This window comes from Gayadomonas joobiniege G7, from assembly GCF_000300815.1.
GTDB classification, from domain to species: Bacteria; Pseudomonadota; Gammaproteobacteria; order Enterobacterales; family Alteromonadaceae; genus Catenovulum; species Catenovulum joobiniege.
Genome location: NZ_AMRX01000003.1, coordinates 72,278 through 89,884 on the forward strand (window position 1 = coordinate 72,278; position 17,607 = coordinate 89,884).

Sequence of the window (17,607 nt, forward strand, 5' to 3'; positions counted from 1 at the left end):
AATTTGGATTTATCGGTATTTTCACGCCTGAAAGAGGCAAAAATATTAGTCATCGGCGATGTGATGTTAGACAGGTATATGGTTGGTGATTCGCAAAGGATCTCGCCCGAAGCTCCAGTGCCTGTGGTTAAAATAAATCAAACTCAAGATAAGCTCGGCGGTGCGGCCAATGTCGCGCGTAATATTGCCCATTTAGACGGTCAAGTGGGTTTGTTCGGCATTATAGGCGCTGATGAAAATGGCCAGTTACTTGAACAGATTTTACAGCGTGAAAATATTCTTTCTGAATTGATTAGCCAATCTGAGCAACCCACTATTACTAAATTAAGAGTCATCAGCCGGCATCAACAAGTGGTGCGTCTGGATTTTGAAGAAACTTTTAGTGACCAAGTTGCCATCGCGCTAAAAGCCAAACTGGCGAGCGTATTGGCAAATTATGATGTGGTTGTTTTTTCAGACTATAACAAAGGATCATTAAAATACATTCGTGAGATGATTCAAGTGGCAAAAGCGGCTGGCAAGTTAGTTTTGGTCGATCCTAAGCAGTCAGATTTAAGTTTATACCGCGGTGCCGACATTATTACCCCAAATATGCAAGAATTCTGTTTAGCTGGCGGTATTAACGGCAGTGAAGCTGAGATAGAGCAGAGTGCTCGACAAATGCTGGTTGACAATGACATTCGGTCAATACTGTTAACGCGCAGCGAAAAAGGTATGTCGGCTATCAGTGCGACCGAAAAAGTAGATATGCCGGCTGAGGTCCGTGAAGTTAGTGATGTTACCGGTGCTGGTGATACAGTGATTGCCACCTTGGCAATTATGACCGCCTTAGGGCTCCCATTGGCTGATGCTGCGTTGTATGCTAATTTAGCAGCAGGTCTTGTTGTTGCTAAGCTCGGTGCCGCCACCGTCAAGCCGGAAGAATTAGCACATAAAGTGAATAGCCAATTATTGAGTCAAGGGCAACATTATCAATGTCCGTTTGATGATGTTTTAGCCCATATAGCTTTTGCCAAACAGGCTGGCGAGCGTATTGTATTTACGAATGGCTGTTTTGATATTTTGCATGCGGGTCATGTCAGCTATCTTGAAAAAGCGCGTTCATTAGGGGATCGACTCGTTTTAGGGCTCAACACAGACGACAGCATTGCTCGGCTGAAAGGTCCAGATCGTCCGGTTAATCCTTTGGCGCAAAGAGCAGCCGTGATGACAGCGTTAAAAGCGGTTGATTGGGTGATTCCGTTTGGTACACCGGAAGACGATACACCATTGGAATTGATAAAAGCAATAAAACCTGATGTGCTGGTTAAAGGTGGTGATTACACGATAGAAACAACCGTCGGCGCGCGCGAAGTGTTAGCCGATGGTGGCGAAGTGCAATTAATAGACTTTGTTGATGGTTGCTCAACTTCGGCCATTATCAAGCGTATAAAAAGCCCAAACTAAGATGTTTTGGCGGCTTCTGTATAGCTTTTTATGGCTTTTGTGTTTTCCTGGCATTTTATTTTATTTTGTCTATCGGGGGAGTAAAAACCCGGCATATTTTAACGCGTTATTCCAACGTTTTTCGCTGTACTCCCCCGGCATTATCAAACATCTGAGAGGCCGCTGTATTCATGTGCATTGTGCCTCACTTGGTGAAGTAAACGCCTTGTCGGCTTTGCTGCCAGAATTGCTAAAAGCTTATCCTGAATCGCCGTTATTAGTCACCAATTCAACGCCAGCTGGTGCCCAGCGAGTTCACGATTTATTTGGTGACCAAGTGAGCCAACTAATGGCTCCGCTTGATGGCTTTTTTACGAGCCATTTATTTGTGATCTGTTTAAAACCCAGAGTGTCTTTGTTTAGTGAAGTAGAGATTTGGCCAAATTGGCTTGCTGCATTAGCAAAAAATGAGCGGCCTTTAATTTTACTCAACGCTAGGTTGAGCAAAAAATCGGCGAGAAAATACGCACGATTGGCTGCTTTATTTAAACCCGCATTGCAAAGATTTACCGCTATTTATGGGCAAGATAAAGCCAGTACGCGCCGCTATCATTGTTTTAATCCAGCTACTGAATTGTTGGGCAACCTTAAGTTTGTACAGCCAACAAAAGCACCTGAGTTACCTGTTGGCGTTGAGCATAAGTATCCATGGCCCCAACCAGTATGGATAGCGGGGAGTGTTCATCCTGAAGAGTTGGATATTATTTTGTCAACGCAGCAACAATTACGAGCGCAAATACCAAATGCACTATTAATTTTAGCGCCACGGCATCTTGAACGGTTTTCTTTATGTTTACAACAGACACAAGCAGCTGGATTATCGGTTGTGCAGCGCAGTTTGCATCAGCAACCAACGGCAGGAGAGGCGGTTTGGCTGCTAGATACATTAGGCGAACTAAAATCTTTTTATGGGCTTGCTAATATTGCTTTTGTAGGCGGTAGTTTAATTGAACGAGGCGGACATAATCCACTTGAGCCTGCCGGGTTGGGGTTGCCTGTGATCATGGGGCCCTCTCAAACGAACTGTTTGGCATCGGCCAATGAATTAAAAAAAGCAGGGGGACTTAAAACCGTACAAACCAGCGAGCAACTGCTGTCAGCGCTTATGTTATGGTGGCAAGACGGTGAGGCTTATCAGCAAGCGTCAGAGGCGGGGCCCGCAGTTGTTAATAAAAATAATCAAGTATTGAGCAAACAATTAGTGCTGTTGCGCCGACATATAAGCTGATAATAGTTTCTGCCAATCACTTGGCTGCCAATGTAGTCCAGGATGTTTACGTTTTTCTTTATAAAAGGATTGTTGCAAACGGTTCAAGTTTGCTTGCTGCCAACTCGCTTTGATAGAGCGCTTTCGGCCTCTGTCAAAGTCAATAAGCCAAACTTTGTCGTTAGCATCTAACATTATATTATGGATATTCAGATCGGCATGATAAATACCATGTTGATGAAAAAGAGCGATTGTTTTTCCAATTTGCTGCCATTGTTGTTCATTTAACGGCATTTTTTTTAAGCAATGCAAGAGATCATTAGCACCATCAATCCTGGTTATTATGATGTCTGCGGTATAATACCAAAGGCGTCGCTGGACCCTAGCGGCTATTGGTTTGGGAACCGGTAAGGCAGCTTTTTCCATATGTTCTAATAATGCAAACTCGCGCCAAACGCGGGTATTTTTATACCCTGTAAAAAAATAAGCATCTTGCAGAATGCGGCCAACCATGCCCCCACGAAAATAATGTCTGAGCACATATTCTTGTTTGTTAAAGCTAAAAAAATAAGTGGTGTTGCGGCCGTACGACTCACCTGTGATCTGATTTTTTTGCCGCCAATACTCAGCGTTAAACCAGTCGTTATCGACCGCAGCTATATTGTTTTTCGGTAAGATCAAAGATTGAGTGTTTGTGATTGGCGTTAGTTGTGGCAAAATTTTAGGCTCGAGTTCTGTTTAAGCAAAAGTATAAACGAGTCTTTAGCGAGATCCAAACAGACGATAAGCTTTGGAAAACAAATGAAACATTCAGATATTCAATCAATTTGCATCTTGCGACTCTCGGCAATCGGCGACGTTTGCCATGCCCTGGCAAGCGTTCAAGCTATTCAACAATGTTACCCCCAAGCGGAGATCACCTGGGTTGTCGGAAAAGTTGAATATGCGTTGTTGAAAAGCATTCCTGGCATCAAATTTGTTATTTTTGATAAAAAACAAGGTTTAGCTGCCTACAAACAACTTCGCCATCAGCTCCCGCAAAAATTTGATGTTTTATTACATATGCAAGTTGCGCTGCGCGCCAATCTTGCCGCGTTATGTATTCGAGCAAAACGAAAAATTGGTTTTGCAAAAAATCTAAGCAAAGAGCTGCATTCATTGGTCGTCACAGAACATTGCCAAATGCCAGAACGCCCTCATGTGCTTGAGGGGTTTGCGGCATTTGCGCGTGCTATTGGTGTTGAGGCATTGCCGCCTCGCTGGACTTTTGAGGTAGCCGAAAAAGACCGGAACTGGGTCGCAAACTATATAAAAGAAGGCCAACATACGCTATTGATAGCGGCAGCCGCCAGTAAAGCTGAACGTAACTGGACGGTTACTGGTTACGCTCAGGTAGCCGATTATGCGGTGGCAAAGGGTTTTCAGGTGATCTTAACGGGGGGCCCGAGTGTCACTGAAAAAGAACTATCAAAAGAGATCCAAGCGGCAGCCAAACAACCAGTGATAAACCTGACTGGACAATCAAATCTAACACAGTTATTGGCGTTAATAGAAGCAGCCGATGTAGTGCTCGCGCCAGACACAGGGCCAGCACATATGGCAACCACGCAGCAAACACCTGTTATTGGTTTATACGCACACAGCAATCCAGCACGCACTGGGCCATACAATTCTTTGCATTATGTCGTCAGCGTTTATGAACAAGCGGTTAAGCAACAATATAAAAAGGATGCAAAACAATTAAAATGGGGGACTCGGGCGAAAGGTGAAGATTTAATGCAAATGATAGAGGTGTCTGATGTGATAGAGGTGTTTGATAAATTGATTGTCGAGCAGAGGCTAAACCATGCGTAAAGCGCTTTTTTTAGATCGAGACGGCATTATCAACCAAGATACAGGGTATTTGTACCAAATCAAAGACTGTAAATTTGTTGAAGGGGTTTTTGAATTGTGCCAACAAGCCACGAGAGAAGGATGGCAGATTTTTGTTATTACTAATCAATCGGGCATTGCCAGAGGTTTGTACAGCGTGCAGCAAATGCATCAGCTACACCAATGGATGAAATACGAGTTCAAACAACGCGGTGCACATATCACTCAATTTTATTTCTGCCCCCATCATAGTGAAAAGGGGGAGCCTCCATACGACATAAAGTGCAGCTGTCGCAAACCAGAACCTGGTCTATTGCTTGAAGCAGCTCGGCAACATGAAGTCGCTTTGCCTGACTCCATTATGTTAGGCGATAAACACTCAGATATGCTTGCGGCCAAAAGGGCGGGTATTCAGCGACGAATTTTACTGAGTAGTCAATACGATCAAAACAGTGATGCGGCGACTCAAGTTATTCAAAAGCTCGAGCAAATTAAGTTGTAAAAAAGGGCAAGTGTCTTAGGTGCAATGAGCAACACCTAAGAACACCGCCTAAAGCCACGGAGAAAGTTAATAAGTGGGTATTTATTAACTCGGAACTAAGCATAACAGTATTTTCTATAAATGCAAATAAAAATAGTTATCAATTAGGTTTTTATATAATAGTTAGCTATTAACCGCAATCAATTCGATCTATCTAAGTTCCCCAGCATTTTTGCCAACAAATTAGACACTAATCATAGACTTGTTCTCACGGCTTATTTTTTCGAGAAATAACGCGCACTTTGCTGGTGAATTTTGCCTTGACAAAAACTTTGTCCACTCACAAACTGTACAAATGTGGTATAAAGTGGGAAAAAGTGGATTAAAATGGTAATGATTTCCCAAATTCAAACTAGGGGTGGTGAAATTTCACCATAAATTAACATGTTCAGAGGTTCCAGCAGCATATCAATGGATGTAAAAGGGCGGATTTCAGTGCCGACGCGCTACCGTGCCCCATTGTCTGAAGATGGTTCCAGTGAAGTTGTATGCACAATCGATTTGCAAAATCCCTGTTTGTTATTGTACCCAATGAGTGAGTGGGAGTCAGTTGAGAAAAGCTTGAAGCGTCTATCAGACATGATCCCGAGTGAAAAAATGTTTAAACGCCGTATTTTAGGGAATGCCGCAGATTGTGAGATTGACAAAAATGGACGTTTTTTAATCCCTAGCCATTTACGAGAGCATGCGGGTTTAAACAAACAAGTGATGTTAGTTGGTCAGTTGAACAAATTTGAAATTTGGGATCAGAACGCATGGCATGAACAAATGCAGCGGGATGCCGAAATTATTGAGTCGCAAACCTTTGAAGTGACAGAGCGTTTGCAAGACTTTAGCTTATAAAAGGCTGATATAAAGCATGTTGGAATCCGATAAGCACATTAGTGTGCTATTAAATGAGTCCATAGATGGATTGGCCCTCAAGCCAGACGGCTGTTACATAGATTGTACGTTTGGTCGCGGCGGTCACAGTAGAAAAATTTTAGAGCAATTAGGCCCAAACGGACGCTTGATTGCTTTTGACTTGGATCCACAAGCGATAACTTGGTCAAAAAGTTTTATCGACGATGACCGTTTTGAAATCATCCATAGCAATTTTTCTGATATCGAAGAAAAGATAGCAGAGAAAAATCTAGTTGGCCAGATTGATGGTGTGTTAATGGATCTAGGAGTTAGCTCTCCTCAATTAGACGAAGCCGAACGTGGTTTTAGTTTTATGCGGGAAGGGCCGCTCGATATGCGGATGAATAATCAGGTTGGCCAAAGTGCGGCTGATTGGTTAGCCAGCGCAGAAGAAAGTGAAATTGCGTTTGTGCTTAAAGAATACGGTGAAGAAAGGTTCGCCCGTAAAATAGCCAGGGCGATCGTGCATGACAGAACGAATACGCCATTTACCACCACTAGGCAACTGGCGTCTTTGTTAGAACGCATAATCAAAAAGAAAGAGCCGGGTAAACACCCTGCTACAAGAACCTTTCAGGCGGTTCGTATTCAGGTGAACGGTGAACTGGAAGCGATAAAAAAAGCGCTTGAGGGGGCATTAACCGTATTGGCACACCAAGGTAGGTTATCTGTGATTAGCTTTCATTCGCTGGAAGATAGATTGGTTAAACGTTTTTTTAATCAACACAGTAAACCGCCGGCAATTCCAAGAGGTCTGCCGATTATGGATAGTGAACTGAATAAAAATATTTCGCTTAAGTTGGTCTCTAAAGCCATTAAACCGAGCGAAAGTGAGATACAAGCTAATCCGAGATCTCGTAGCTCTGTGTTGCGAGTCGCTGCCAGAATTAGAGAGTAGCAAGTTGGCACAGGCAGGAAACAAAACTGAGCCGCAAAGTAATGATCGTCAGCCGAATTTGGCGCGCTTATTACTGGCAGATTTGGCCAAACATTGGCAAATCCCTGTGCTGTTAATAGGGATTTTAGCGAGCGCTCACATGGTAATTGATTTTGCTTGGAAAAATCGGCAACTCAATAGCGAGTTACAGGTTTTACAAGAGGAAAAAGATAAATTAGACATAGATTTTAGACATATGTTGTTAGAGCACAATGCGCTATCAGAACACAATAGGATAGAGCAAATCGCCAAAGATAAACTTGAGATGAAACGGCCTTTGGGCAAAGATGAAATAATTATTAAAGACTAATGAAAAAACGAACTCAGCAAAAAACATGGCAGACCCCTGGCTGGCGACTCTACGCAGTCTCCGGGCTAATTTTGTGCGTATTTGCTGCGCTGCTGGTTCGTACTGCCTACATCCAAGTTGTGTCACCAGATATGCTACGCGAACAGGGAGATTTGCGAGTTAAAAGAACCTTATCTAATTCTGTTTTGAGGGGCATGATTAAAGACCGTAATGGCTTAGAAGTCGCCATAAGTGTCCCTGTAAATACGGTGTGGGCCGATCCTAAAATTGTTCAGCAAACTAATTCTTTCAGTTATACCCGTGAGTGGCGGGCGCTTGCTGAAATATTGTCGTTAGATTTAGCTCAAGTTAAAGAAAAATTAAGTAATCCCAAGGTACGTTTTGAGTATCTGGCACGGCAAGTGTCACCCGCTATGGCTGAATATGTTCGTCATTTAAAACTTCCGGGTGTAAAACTCCGCCCTGAGTCCAAACGCTATTATCCGGCCGCTGAAGTAGATGCCCATATTGTTGGCATCACGAATATTGATGACCAAGGCATAGACGGTATTGAAAAGCTGTATAACCAAGAGCTGAGCGGCACCGAAGGCAAAAAGCGTATTTTAAAAGATGCCAATAATAGGGTCATAGATGTTTTAGATGAAGAAGCGCCTAAGCTAGCCCAAGATATTTATCTGTCTATCGACCAGCGAATTCAAACATTGGCATATCAAGAGCTAAAAAAAGCGGTGCAATACTACCAAGCTGACTCGGGTTCTTTAGTGGCGGTTGATGTCAAAACCGGTGAGCTGCTTGCTCTAGTGAATAACCCTTCGTATAACCCCAATAACCGCAAAACCTTAACTCGCAGCGCAATGCGCAACCGAGCCATCACGGATACATTTGAACCCGGCTCAACGGTTAAACCACTGGCAGTGCTGGCAGCATTAGAATTTGGGGCTGTGGATGAAGAGACAGTTATAAATACCTCTCCAGGTTATATGCAGATTGGTGGGCGGCGAGTTCGTGACGGCTTGAATAGAGGTAAGTTAACCATTGAGGGTATCTTGCAAAAATCCAGTAACGTAGGGACTACTAAGCTCGCGTTATCGATTCCAACTGAACACTTTTTAGGGGCATTTTATAACGCTGGTTTTGGCATCGACACAGGCACAGGTCTATTAGGCGAAAGTGCAGGAGTATTTTATGATCGTCGTCGCTGGTCAGACTTTGAGTTGGCTACCCTATCTTATGGTTATGGCCTATCCGTCACTCCGCTGCAACTGGCTCGCATGTATGCCACCATTGCCAATGGTGGAGTGCGTCGTCCATTAAGTATTTTACGGATAGATAATCCATTGCCAGGCGAGCGAGTCTTCAGCGAAAAAAATGCAAACCTTGTTTTAAATATGCTCGAGTCTGTGGTTAAAAAAGGCGGTACAGGTCCAAAAGCTGCTGTTGAGGGGTATCGGGTTGGTGGCAAAACAGGTACTAGCAGAAAAGCCATTGCTGGTGGTTATGGTAGTGATTATGTTGCTATGTTTGCTGGTGTTGCGCCGATCTCAGATCCGCGATTGGCGATTGTTGTAGTGGTAAATAACCCTAAAGGTGACAAATATTATGGTGGTGATGTTGCAGCCCCTGTATTTAGCAGTGTGATGGGTGGCTCGTTACAGCTATTAAATGTACCAACGGATAAAGGCGAAGCTGAACCTGATCCACTCCAGTTAGCTAACATTAAACGGGAGCAACCAGATGCCTGATTTAACGTTAGCATTTAGTCAATATTTAGCTATTGACTTACCCGCTATAAAAATAATCGGGATTGCGCTCGATAGTCGTTTAGTAAAACCTGGTGATGCTTTTATGGCGTTAGCAGGCAGACAAAATAATGCACTGGATTATGCTGATCAGGCTATTGCCAACGGTGCTGTCATTATTTTTAGCGATGACAAAAAAGCATCTAATAAAACCAAAATTGGCAAAATCCCTGTGGTTTATTTACCTAACTTGCGTAAACACGTCAGTTACTTAGCGGCGATTGCCTATCAGCAGCCTGCAAAACACTTATACGCCTGTGCAGTAACTGGCACTAATGGAAAAACTTCGGTAGCGGACTTTATTTATCAATTAAGCCTGCTTTCAGGACAACCCGCCGGATATATTGGTACACTAGGTGCTCACACTAAAAAGCGTCAGCTTAAAACAGGTTTAACGACCCCAGATGCAGTTAAGTTACAGCAAATTTTAGCGGGTTTCGTGCAAGAGTCGGTTGAACTAGCTGCAATAGAAGTATCCTCGCATGCAATTGACCAACACAGAGCAGCAGGTGTTGATTTTGATGCATTGGTTTTTACCAATCTGTCGCATGAACATCTTGACTATCACGGCACCATTAAAAATTATTTTGCTTGCAAAGCTAGCTTATTTAGCACGCATAAAAATGCTGCAGCCGTCATTAATATGGATGACCAGTGGGGACAAAAACTTTTCATACAACTGCAAGCGGACAACCCAGGTCGTCAACTCATTGCGATCAGTTGTAACCCCGATCAAAAACAACTTCCTGCGTGTTTGTCGGCGAATAATATCCAAGCCGACGAGCAAGGCTTTAGTTTTGATTTGCACTGGCAACAGCAAGTAGCAGCTGTACGACTAAACCTGCTGGGTGAGTTTAATATTAGTAATTTATTGCAAGCGATTGCTGTGCTGCTGTTAAAAGGTCATTCATTGAACAAAATTGCACCGCTTTGCAGCCAACTCACCGCCACCGCAGGACGAATGCAAAGTTTTAAAAATAAACAGCAAGTGTTTGCCGTGGTCGATTTTGCTCATACACCAGATGCATTAGAAAAAGCTTTATTAGCGTGTCGTTTACATTGTCAGAAGCGGGTTCATTTAGTATTTGGCTGTGGTGGTGATAGAGACACGCAAAAACGTCCTCTGATGGGTGAAATTGCGGCGCGCTTAGCCGACAGTATTTATCTCAGCAATGACAATCCACGCAGTGAAGATCCCAAAGCGATTATGAATGACATTTTACAAGGGATAGCAGATAGCGAGCGCGTATCATGTATCCCGGATCGGCAGCAAGCCATCGCCGCCGCGGTTAAAAATGCGCAACCGCAAGACTGGGTTTTAATAGCTGGTAAAGGACATGAAACCGAACAAATTTTTGCTGAGCAAACGTCCAAGTATGACGAGCGAGCTTTTGTCTCACAGTTAATGGAGGTTAACGAATGATCCCATTAGCGTTTAGTGAACTTAGCCGGCTATTTAGTTTTAGCTATCAAGGTAATGATGCTTTAGTTAGCCGTATTTGCCATGACAGCAGAAAAATAAGTGCAGGGGATACTTATTTAGCCATCAAAGGTGAAAATTTTGATGGTCATCAATTTTGTCAAGCCGCGGTAAAACAAGGTGCAACCAGTCTGATTGTTGAGCAGTTGCAAACTGATATTCAAATCCCTCAATTAGTCGTGCCGGATGCAATAGAGGCCTTATCCAAGATAGCCGCTTATAACCGCAAGCAAAGCACAGCTAAAACCATTGCGATTACAGGTAGCAGTGGTAAAAGTACAGTCAAGCAGATGCTGTTAGCCATTTGCCAAGAAGCTGGTAAAACCTTAGCCACCCATGGCAATTTAAACAATCATATTGGTGTACCACTTACTCTATTGGCGCTTGATGATAGCCACCAATATGCGGTTGTTGAGCTGGGCGCTAACCACATTGGCGAAATAGCCCAGACTGTGGCATTAACTCAGCCGGACATCGCCTTAGTTAACAATGTGAGTGCCGCGCATTTAGAGGGGTTTGGTTCCATTGACGGTGTGGTTCAAGCGAAAGGCGAAATTTACCAAGGGCTGAGCGAACAAGGTATTGCTGTTGTTAACGCTGATTTAGATTGTTTACCCGCTTGGCAGCCTGCTATCGCAGGTTTATCTCAGTTCAGTTTTTCAATGCAACCTTTTGCAGATGTTTATGCAAAAGATATTCAATTAGATGAAAATTTGTGTGCGCAATTCACCTGGTTTTATCGCGGTCAATCTTATTTTGTTAAGTTGCCAGCGCCTGGTGTACACAATGTGAATAACGCGCTAGCCGCTATTACCTGTGCGTTGGCCGCAGGTATTCAAGCAGTGCAAATATGTGCGGGTTTAAATAAAATGCAGTCGATGCAAGGTCGGGTGACTCGCTATCAACTAGGCCCGCTGACCTTAATAGATGACAGTTATAACGCGAACGAAGGCTCTGTTAAAGCTGCAATCGACTTATTAGATGCCGCTGATGCTAGTACGATTTTAGTCATAGGAGAGCTAGCCGAAATGGGACAATACGCTGAGGCTGTTGCTGAGGATATTGCACAATACTGGCAGCAAAAGTCTCTTACGCATGTCCTCGCGGTAGGATCGCAAGCTCGTTTTGTACAGCCTGATTTAAACTGGTGTTTTGACGATTTGGTTAATTTACAGCGAGCGTTAACAGTTCTTATTAAAGATTTAATTCATTCTAATAACAATAAAAAGGTTTTTGTTTTGGTAAAAGGTTCTCGCAGTGCAGGTATGGAAGCCGTAGTTGCTTATTTAAAAGAACAGTTTAAGGAGCTTCAGTCATGTTAGTTTGGCTTGCACAATGGCTGACTGAAAACGTCGACCCTGGCTTCAATGTTTTTTCATATCTGACTTTTAGATCAATTTTAAGCATTTTAACGGCCTTATTTTTGTCATTGTATCTAGGTCCTAAATTGATTCGTTATTTGCAGCAAATGCAAATCGGACAAACCGTGCGTGACGACGGCCCTGAATCGCACTTATCTAAATCAGGTACACCAACCATGGGCGGTTTACTTATTTTAGGCGCTATTAGTGTGGCCACACTGCTGTGGGCTGACTTAAGCAACAAATACGTATTAATCACGCTATTTGTTGTGGCTGCGTTTGGGGTAATTGGTTTTATTGATGATTATCGCAAAGTCATTCGCAAAGATAGCAAAGGTCTAATTGCCAAGTGGAAATATTTTTGGCAAAGCGTAACCGCCATTTTAGTGGCTTGTGTTTTGTTTTTTACCCGTGAGCAAGCCGCAGAAACTCAATTGTTAATTCCGTTTTTTAAAGAAGTTGTGCCGCAACTCGGTTTATTTTATTTGGTCACGACCTACTTTGTTATTGTCGGTACCAGTAACGCGGTTAACTTGACAGATGGTTTAGATGGTTTAGCGATAGTGCCTACCATCATGTTAGCAGCCGCTTTTGCGATCATCGCCTATGTGACCGGCAATGTTAATTTTTCGGCTTATTTAAATATTCCTTTTTTGCCGCAAGCTAGTGAGTTAGTGATTGTTTGCACCGCCATTTTTGGGGCTGGGTTAGGGTTTTTATGGTTTAACACCTATCCGGCACAAGTATTTATGGGTGATGTTGGCTCACTCGCACTCGGTGCAACCTTGGGAGTGATTGCTGTATTAGTAAGACAAGAAATTGTATTAGTGATTATGGGTGGGGTTTTTGTTATTGAAACCTTGTCAGTGATTTTGCAAGTAGGCAGCTACAAATTACGCGGCGAGCGTATTTTTAGGATGGCGCCGATACATCACCATTATGAGTTAAAAGGTTGGCCAGAACCACGAGTGATCGTTCGTTTTTGGATTATTAGTCTGGTTTTAGTTTTAGTTGGATTAGCGACGCTTAAGTTGAGATAAAAGTGCAAGCAGAACAAAGTTTGACAAAATATCCGTCATTATTAGAGCGCCTTTTCACAGGCGCTTTGCCAGTTTATAAACAAGCGGTTGTTTATGACAGAACTTTGCTGTGTCTGATATTAGCATTATCGGTATTAGGTATCATTATGGTTGCATCAGCCTCTATCCCCTATGCCAATACTACATTTGAGAACCCAATGCATTTTGTGTATAGACATTTGGCTTATTTAGCAATGTCTTTAGTCGGTGTCTTGATTGTTGTACAAATACCCACTTATTGGTGGCTGAAAACCGGTGGTTATTTACTTATTTTATCATTGGCTTTGCTAATCGCTGTGCTAATCATTGGCAAAAGCGTTAATGGTGCGACTCGCTGGATCCCGCTTGGGCCTTTTAACCTGCAAGTAGCAGAACTCGCGAAACTGCTTTTATTTGTTTATTTATCTGGTTACCTTGTGCGTCACCAGCATGATGTGCAAAACAAAACTAAAGGTTTTATTAAACCGTTAGCCGTGTTTTTATGCATGGCCGTTTTACTTTTATGTCAGCCTGATCTTGGTACTCTGATAGTTATGTTTGCCACCACATTGGGGCTGTTGTTTTTAGCCGGCGCAAAAGTTGTGCAGTTCTTTTTTATGTTTTTGGCGGGGTTGATAGCAATTGTTTCTTTGATAGTGTTTGAACCCTACCGAATGCGCCGTATTTTATCTTTTATGAACCCTTGGGAAGATCCGTTCGGTGCTGGTTATCAGTTAACTCAAAGTTTGATGGCTTATGGCCGCGGGGATTGGTTCGGAGTTGGGTTAGGGAACAGCATCCAAAAATTAAATTATTTACCAGAAGCACATACCGACTTTATTTTTGCCATTTTAGCCGAAGAGTTAGGTTATTTCGGCGTCGCAGTGACCACCTTGTTATTACTTGCTGTTGTGGTTCGTGTTATTCGTATCGGCGGTAAAGCCATGCATCAAGAAAAACCTTTTTTAGCTTATTTAGCCTATGGCATCGCCATTTGGACTTCGATCCAAACAGCGGTCAATATTGGGGCAAGTGCGGGTTTGTTTCCAACCAAAGGTTTAACTTTACCTTTTATCAGTTATGGCGGCAGCAGCCTCTTGGTGATGAGTTGTGCAATGGCAATAGTATTAAGAATTGATTTTGAACTACGCATGCAACGCTGCCAGGCCATCGAAGGTTACGGAGGAAAGCGCCATGGCTAAACGTATTTTGATCATGGCTGGTGGTACTGGTGGGCATATTTTTCCTGGTTTAGCTGTGGCGGATACTCTGGCCGCTGAAGGTTGGCACGTTGATTGGTTAGGCACAAGCGACCGTATGGAAGCCGAGCTGGTTCCACAAGCCGGTTATCCAATTCATTTTGTAAAAATACAGGGTGTGCGTAACAAAGGTTGGCTGCGTAAATTAATGACGCCGATTAATTTAATTAAAGCTATTTGGCAGGCCAAAAAAATAATAAAAACCTGCCGTCCAGATGTGATTGCTGGATTTGGTGGTTATGTTTCGTTACCCGGTGGATTAGCAGCCAAATTGGCCGGTGTGCCTTTAATGATCCACGAGCAAAATGCTTATGCTGGATTAAGCAACCGCCTTTTAGCACGATTCGCTCAGCGCACACTTTGTGCTTTTGATGGCACTCAAGGACTACCTGCAAAAACGCGTGTTGTTGGAAATCCGGTGCGGGCAAACATACTAGCGTGTGGGGACGTGGTAAAAAATGAATGTATCCGGATCTTGGTCGTTGGCGGGAGTTTAGGTGCACAAGCATTAAATCAGGCGGTGCCCGCTGCGTTGACTGCCTTAACGGTCGAGCAGCAGCAACAAATTAAAGTGCAGCATCAAACGGGTAAACAGCAAAATCAAGCCGTTCAGCAGGCTTATCAAACGCTAGCAAGTGAAGTGGAAGTTTCAGAGTTTATCACAGATATGGCATCTGCATACCAGCAGGCTGATTTAATTATTTGTCGTGCAGGTGCATTAACAGTGTCCGAAATTAGTGCGGTGGGGCGAGCAGCTATTTTTGTGCCGCTGCCGCATGCTGTTGACGATCACCAAACAAAAAATGCGCAGGTTTTGGTTCGTCAGGGGGCTGCGTATCTAGTACCACAAGCTGACCTTGTTAGTGGAAAATTGGTGACTATTTTAGATGAGATTTTGGCCGATCCAGAACGTTTGCACAAAATGGCGCAAGCAGCAAAACACCAAGCTAAAGCAAATGCACACAATCAAATTGCGTTTGAACTAAAAGAATTAAGTGTAGGAAAATCATGAAAACTATAGATAACAGCGGATATATAGTACCAGAAATGAGGCGTGTTAAGCTCATCCATATGGTGGGCGTAGGCGGTGCTGGTATGTGTGGTATTGCCGAAGTGCTGTTAACCGATGGATACCATGTTTCTGGCTCTGATATGCAAGCGAGCAATAACACCCATAGATTGGCTGAACTAGGTGCTGATATTAAAATCGGACATCATGAAGATAATGTTAAAAATGCGGACGTTGTTGTTGTTTCAAGTGCCATCGACAAGCTCAACCCAGAAATTTCAACAGCTTTATCTCGCCGCATACCTGTTATCCGCCGTGCTGAAATGCTCGCTGAAATCATGCGTTACCGTCACGGCATTGCGGTTGCCGGAACCCATGGTAAAACGACTACAACCAGTTTAATTGCCAGTATTTTTGCGCAAGCTGAACTTGATCCAACTTTTATCATAGGTGGGCGTTTAAACAGCGCCCAAACGAATGCAAGATTAGGTAAAAGCCGTTATTTAGTGGCTGAAGCCGACGAAAGTGATGCGTCTTTTTTACACTTGCAGCCAATGATTTCAGTGGTGACTAATATCGAAGCCGACCATATGGACACATATGACGGTGACTTTGATAAAATGTTGTCAACCTACCATGCATTTTTGCATAACTTGCCATTTTACGGCTTGGCTGTGTTATGTATCGATGATGAAAATGTACAGAAGTTAGCCGAGCAACTGGGGCGCAATTATTTAACTTATGGTTTTTCTAAACAAGCCGATTTTCAGGTTTCAGACTTTGTACAACTAGGTAAACAAAGTGAATTTTTGGTTCATCAAAACCGCCAACCAGACGCAGCACCAATCAAAGTTAAGTTAAACCTACCCGGCCGTCATAACGCCTTAAACGCAACCGCGGCGATCGCAGTTGCGATTGATGAAGGCGTCGCGGTAGACAAAATCCAGCAGGCACTGGCAGCATTCGAAGGTATTGGTCGCCGTTTTGAGCATATGGGACAATATCCGGTTGATGATGGTGTGGTTGATTTTATCGATGATTATGGCCACCACCCGACTGAAGTATTAGCAACAATACGTTCAATTCGAGCAGCTTACCCGGAGCGCCGCTTGGTCATGGCTTATCAACCGCACAGGTTTAGCCGGACACGCGACTTATATGATGATTTTGTGCAAGTACTTAGTAAAGTCGATGTTTTGTTATTGCTCGAAGTTTATAGTGCGGGAGAGCCCCCAGTCGTGGGTGCAGACAGTCGCAGCTTGTCACGCTCAATTCGTCAGCGCGGCAAAGTTGACCCTGTGTATGTTAGTAATATTGCAGAGCTTCCGGCCGAGCTCGCGAATTTATTATCGCCTGACGATATTTTAATCACGCAAGGGGCTGGCAACATTGGCTCAATAGCCAAGTTACTGAAAGATTTATCGCTGGATTGTGAAAAAATGCGCGCTTATTCAGCCGAGTACGTTAAGGAGGTTGAATAATGGGAAAAATTGCTTTGTTATACGGCGGCGACTCAGCTGAGCGTGACATTTCATTAAAATCCGGACGTGCAGTGTATCAGGCGATGCAAAGGTTAAAGTTAAACGTCGATCTGATTGATACCCAAGACAGTTTTGTGCAGCAGTTAGCACAAGCTGGATACCAAAAGGCTTTTATTGCTTTACATGGGCGTGGCGGTGAAGATGGTCAAATCCAAGGGCTGTTAGAGTACTTGAAGATTCCTTTTACCGGCAGTGGGGTTCTTGGTTCAGCGCTAGCGATGGATAAAATTCGCAGTAAACAAATATGGCTTAGCTGTGGTTTATCCACAGCAGGTTATTGTCAAATTATGGCTGGTGATGTCACAAAATGTGGCCAAATTATCGAGCAGTTAGGCAATCAGCTATTTGTGAAGCCTGCACATGAGGGCAGTAGCATAGGCATGAGTCGAGTGCATAATCAACAGCAATTGGTGCAAGCAATAGAACTGGCAGGGCAATACGACAGCAGTATTTTGGTGGAGCGATTCATCGATGGGCCGGAATACACAGTCGCTATCTTAGACGGAGTCGCTTTACCTGTGATCCGCATGCAAGCAGCCGGTGAGTTCTACGACTATCAAGCAAAGTATGAATCTAATACAACTCAATATCATTGTCCGTGTGGCTTGAGCGCAGAAGAGGAAGCAAGGGTGCAGGCGCTGGCAGTAGCTGCTTATCAGGCTCTAGATGCAAGCGGCTGGGGACGGGTTGATGTAATGCGAGATGCCGATGGTCAATTTTATTTATTGGAAGCGAATACAGTGCCAGGAATGACTGAAAAAAGTTTGGTTCCAATGGCGGCAGCCGCTGCAGGCATTAGTTTTGATGAGTTGGTTGGTAAAATTTTACAAACGGCAGAACGGTAA

Annotated in this window: 16 protein-coding genes; 15 read left to right on the top strand and 1 reads right to left on the bottom strand. The window is 43.6% G+C overall.

The annotated features are described in order from the left end of the window. Window positions 1-3 precede the first annotated feature (3 nt). Both hldE and C727_RS17950 read left to right on the top strand, forming a co-directional pair. Entirely contained in the window at window positions 4-1,446 is a 1,443-nt protein-coding gene (gene hldE, locus C727_RS0104325) for a bifunctional D-glycero-beta-D-manno-heptose-7-phosphate kinase/D-glycero-beta-D-manno-heptose 1-phosphate adenylyltransferase HldE (protein WP_017444398.1), read from the top strand. A gap of 1 nt (window position 1,447) precedes the next feature. Then, window positions 1,448-2,713 (top strand): 3-deoxy-D-manno-octulosonic acid transferase, encoded by a 1,266-nt coding sequence (locus C727_RS17950; protein WP_017444399.1) that lies wholly within the window; start codon window positions 1,448-1,450, stop codon window positions 2,711-2,713. On the opposite strand, the gene C727_RS0104335 is transcribed toward C727_RS17950, so the two are convergent. After that, window positions 2,684-3,409, bottom strand: a complete 726-nt coding sequence (locus C727_RS0104335) for a 3-deoxy-D-manno-octulosonic acid kinase (protein ID WP_017444400.1) — start codon at window positions 3,407-3,409, stop codon at window positions 2,684-2,686. The two genes, C727_RS17950 and C727_RS0104335, sit on opposite strands and share 30 nt — an antisense overlap. Window positions 3,410-3,493: 84 nt before the next feature. Here C727_RS0104335 and C727_RS0104340 point away from each other — a divergent pair, with 84 nt between their 5' ends. The 13 genes from C727_RS0104340 (at window position 3,494) to C727_RS0104400 (ending at window position 17,607) form a co-directional block, all read left to right on the top strand. Then, a complete protein-coding gene (locus C727_RS0104340; protein ID WP_017444401.1) occupies window positions 3,494-4,546 on the top strand; it encodes a glycosyltransferase family 9 protein in 1,053 nt (350 codons plus the stop codon). Beyond that, window positions 4,539-5,066 carry a D-glycero-beta-D-manno-heptose 1,7-bisphosphate 7-phosphatase gene (gene gmhB / locus C727_RS0104345; RefSeq protein ID WP_017444402.1) on the top strand — a complete coding sequence of 176 codons (528 nt, stop codon included), beginning with the start codon at window positions 4,539-4,541 and terminating at the stop codon, window positions 5,064-5,066. The genes C727_RS0104340 and gmhB overlap by 8 nt, the downstream gene beginning before the upstream one ends. 423 nt (window positions 5,067-5,489) lie before the next feature. Further along, window positions 5,490-5,948 (top strand): division/cell wall cluster transcriptional repressor MraZ, encoded by a 459-nt coding sequence (gene mraZ, locus C727_RS0104350; RefSeq protein WP_026052555.1) that lies wholly within the window; start codon window positions 5,490-5,492, stop codon window positions 5,946-5,948. 16 nt (window positions 5,949-5,964) lie between these two features. Continuing rightward, window positions 5,965-6,906, top strand: coding sequence for a 16S rRNA (cytosine(1402)-N(4))-methyltransferase RsmH (rsmH, locus tag C727_RS0104355; RefSeq protein WP_017444404.1), 942 nt, complete (start codon window positions 5,965-5,967; stop codon window positions 6,904-6,906). 4 nt (window positions 6,907-6,910) lie between these two features. Next, on the top strand, window positions 6,911-7,255 hold the full coding sequence (gene ftsL, locus C727_RS0104360; protein WP_017444405.1) for a cell division protein FtsL: 345 nt from the start codon (window positions 6,911-6,913) through the stop codon (window positions 7,253-7,255). Continuing rightward, window positions 7,255-8,997 carry a peptidoglycan glycosyltransferase FtsI gene (locus C727_RS0104365; RefSeq protein ID WP_017444406.1) on the top strand — a complete coding sequence of 581 codons (1,743 nt, stop codon included), beginning with the start codon at window positions 7,255-7,257 and terminating at the stop codon, window positions 8,995-8,997. Before ftsL ends, C727_RS0104365 begins: the two co-directional genes overlap by 1 nt. Beyond that, window positions 8,990-10,477, top strand: a complete 1,488-nt coding sequence (locus C727_RS0104370; RefSeq protein ID WP_017444407.1) for a UDP-N-acetylmuramoyl-L-alanyl-D-glutamate--2,6-diaminopimelate ligase — start codon at window positions 8,990-8,992, stop codon at window positions 10,475-10,477. Before C727_RS0104365 ends, C727_RS0104370 begins: the two co-directional genes overlap by 8 nt. Then, window positions 10,474-11,856 carry a UDP-N-acetylmuramoyl-tripeptide--D-alanyl-D-alanine ligase gene (locus C727_RS0104375; protein ID WP_017444408.1) on the top strand — a complete coding sequence of 461 codons (1,383 nt, stop codon included), beginning with the start codon at window positions 10,474-10,476 and terminating at the stop codon, window positions 11,854-11,856. Before C727_RS0104370 ends, C727_RS0104375 begins: the two co-directional genes overlap by 4 nt. Further along, window positions 11,850-12,935, top strand: coding sequence for a phospho-N-acetylmuramoyl-pentapeptide-transferase (mraY, locus tag C727_RS0104380; RefSeq protein WP_017444409.1), 1,086 nt, complete (start codon window positions 11,850-11,852; stop codon window positions 12,933-12,935). The genes C727_RS0104375 and mraY overlap by 7 nt, the downstream gene beginning before the upstream one ends. Window positions 12,936-12,937: 2 nt before the next feature. After that, a complete protein-coding gene (ftsW, locus tag C727_RS0104385) occupies window positions 12,938-14,155 on the top strand; it encodes a putative lipid II flippase FtsW (protein ID WP_017444410.1) in 1,218 nt (405 codons plus the stop codon). After that, window positions 14,148-15,224, top strand: a complete 1,077-nt coding sequence (gene murG / locus C727_RS0104390) for an undecaprenyldiphospho-muramoylpentapeptide beta-N-acetylglucosaminyltransferase (RefSeq protein ID WP_017444411.1) — start codon at window positions 14,148-14,150, stop codon at window positions 15,222-15,224. The genes ftsW and murG overlap by 8 nt, the downstream gene beginning before the upstream one ends. Further along, window positions 15,221-16,702: a UDP-N-acetylmuramate--L-alanine ligase gene (murC, locus tag C727_RS0104395; protein ID WP_017444412.1), complete on the top strand. Its 1,482-nt coding sequence runs from the start codon at window positions 15,221-15,223 to the stop codon at window positions 16,700-16,702. The genes murG and murC overlap by 4 nt, the downstream gene beginning before the upstream one ends. After that, window positions 16,702-17,607: a D-alanine--D-alanine ligase gene (locus C727_RS0104400; protein ID WP_017444413.1), complete on the top strand. Its 906-nt coding sequence runs from the start codon at window positions 16,702-16,704 to the stop codon at window positions 17,605-17,607. The genes murC and C727_RS0104400 overlap by 1 nt, the downstream gene beginning before the upstream one ends.

Excerpts from the sequence above, each read along its gene's own strand:
- C727_RS17950 (WP_017444399.1), top strand. The coding sequence starts at position 1,448 with ATGTTTTGGCGGCTTCTGTATAGCTTTTTATGGCTTTTGTGTTTTCCT.
- C727_RS0104340 (WP_017444401.1), top strand. The coding sequence starts at position 3,494 with ATGAAACATTCAGATATTCAATCAATTTGCATCTTGCGACTCTCGGCA.
- gmhB (WP_017444402.1), top strand. The coding sequence starts at position 4,539 with ATGCGTAAAGCGCTTTTTTTAGATCGAGACGGCATTATCAACCAAGAT.
- mraZ (WP_026052555.1), top strand. The coding sequence starts at position 5,490 with ATGTTCAGAGGTTCCAGCAGCATATCAATGGATGTAAAAGGGCGGATT.
- rsmH (WP_017444404.1), top strand. The coding sequence starts at position 5,965 with ATGTTGGAATCCGATAAGCACATTAGTGTGCTATTAAATGAGTCCATA.
- C727_RS0104365 (WP_017444406.1), top strand. The coding sequence starts at position 7,255 with ATGAAAAAACGAACTCAGCAAAAAACATGGCAGACCCCTGGCTGGCGA.
- C727_RS0104370 (WP_017444407.1), top strand. The coding sequence starts at position 8,990 with ATGCCTGATTTAACGTTAGCATTTAGTCAATATTTAGCTATTGACTTA.
- C727_RS0104375 (WP_017444408.1), top strand. The coding sequence starts at position 10,474 with ATGATCCCATTAGCGTTTAGTGAACTTAGCCGGCTATTTAGTTTTAGC.
- mraY (WP_017444409.1), top strand. The coding sequence starts at position 11,850 with ATGTTAGTTTGGCTTGCACAATGGCTGACTGAAAACGTCGACCCTGGC.
- murG (WP_017444411.1), top strand. The coding sequence starts at position 14,148 with ATGGCTAAACGTATTTTGATCATGGCTGGTGGTACTGGTGGGCATATT.
- murC (WP_017444412.1), top strand. The coding sequence starts at position 15,221 with ATGAAAACTATAGATAACAGCGGATATATAGTACCAGAAATGAGGCGT.
- C727_RS0104400 (WP_017444413.1), top strand. The coding sequence starts at position 16,702 with ATGGGAAAAATTGCTTTGTTATACGGCGGCGACTCAGCTGAGCGTGAC.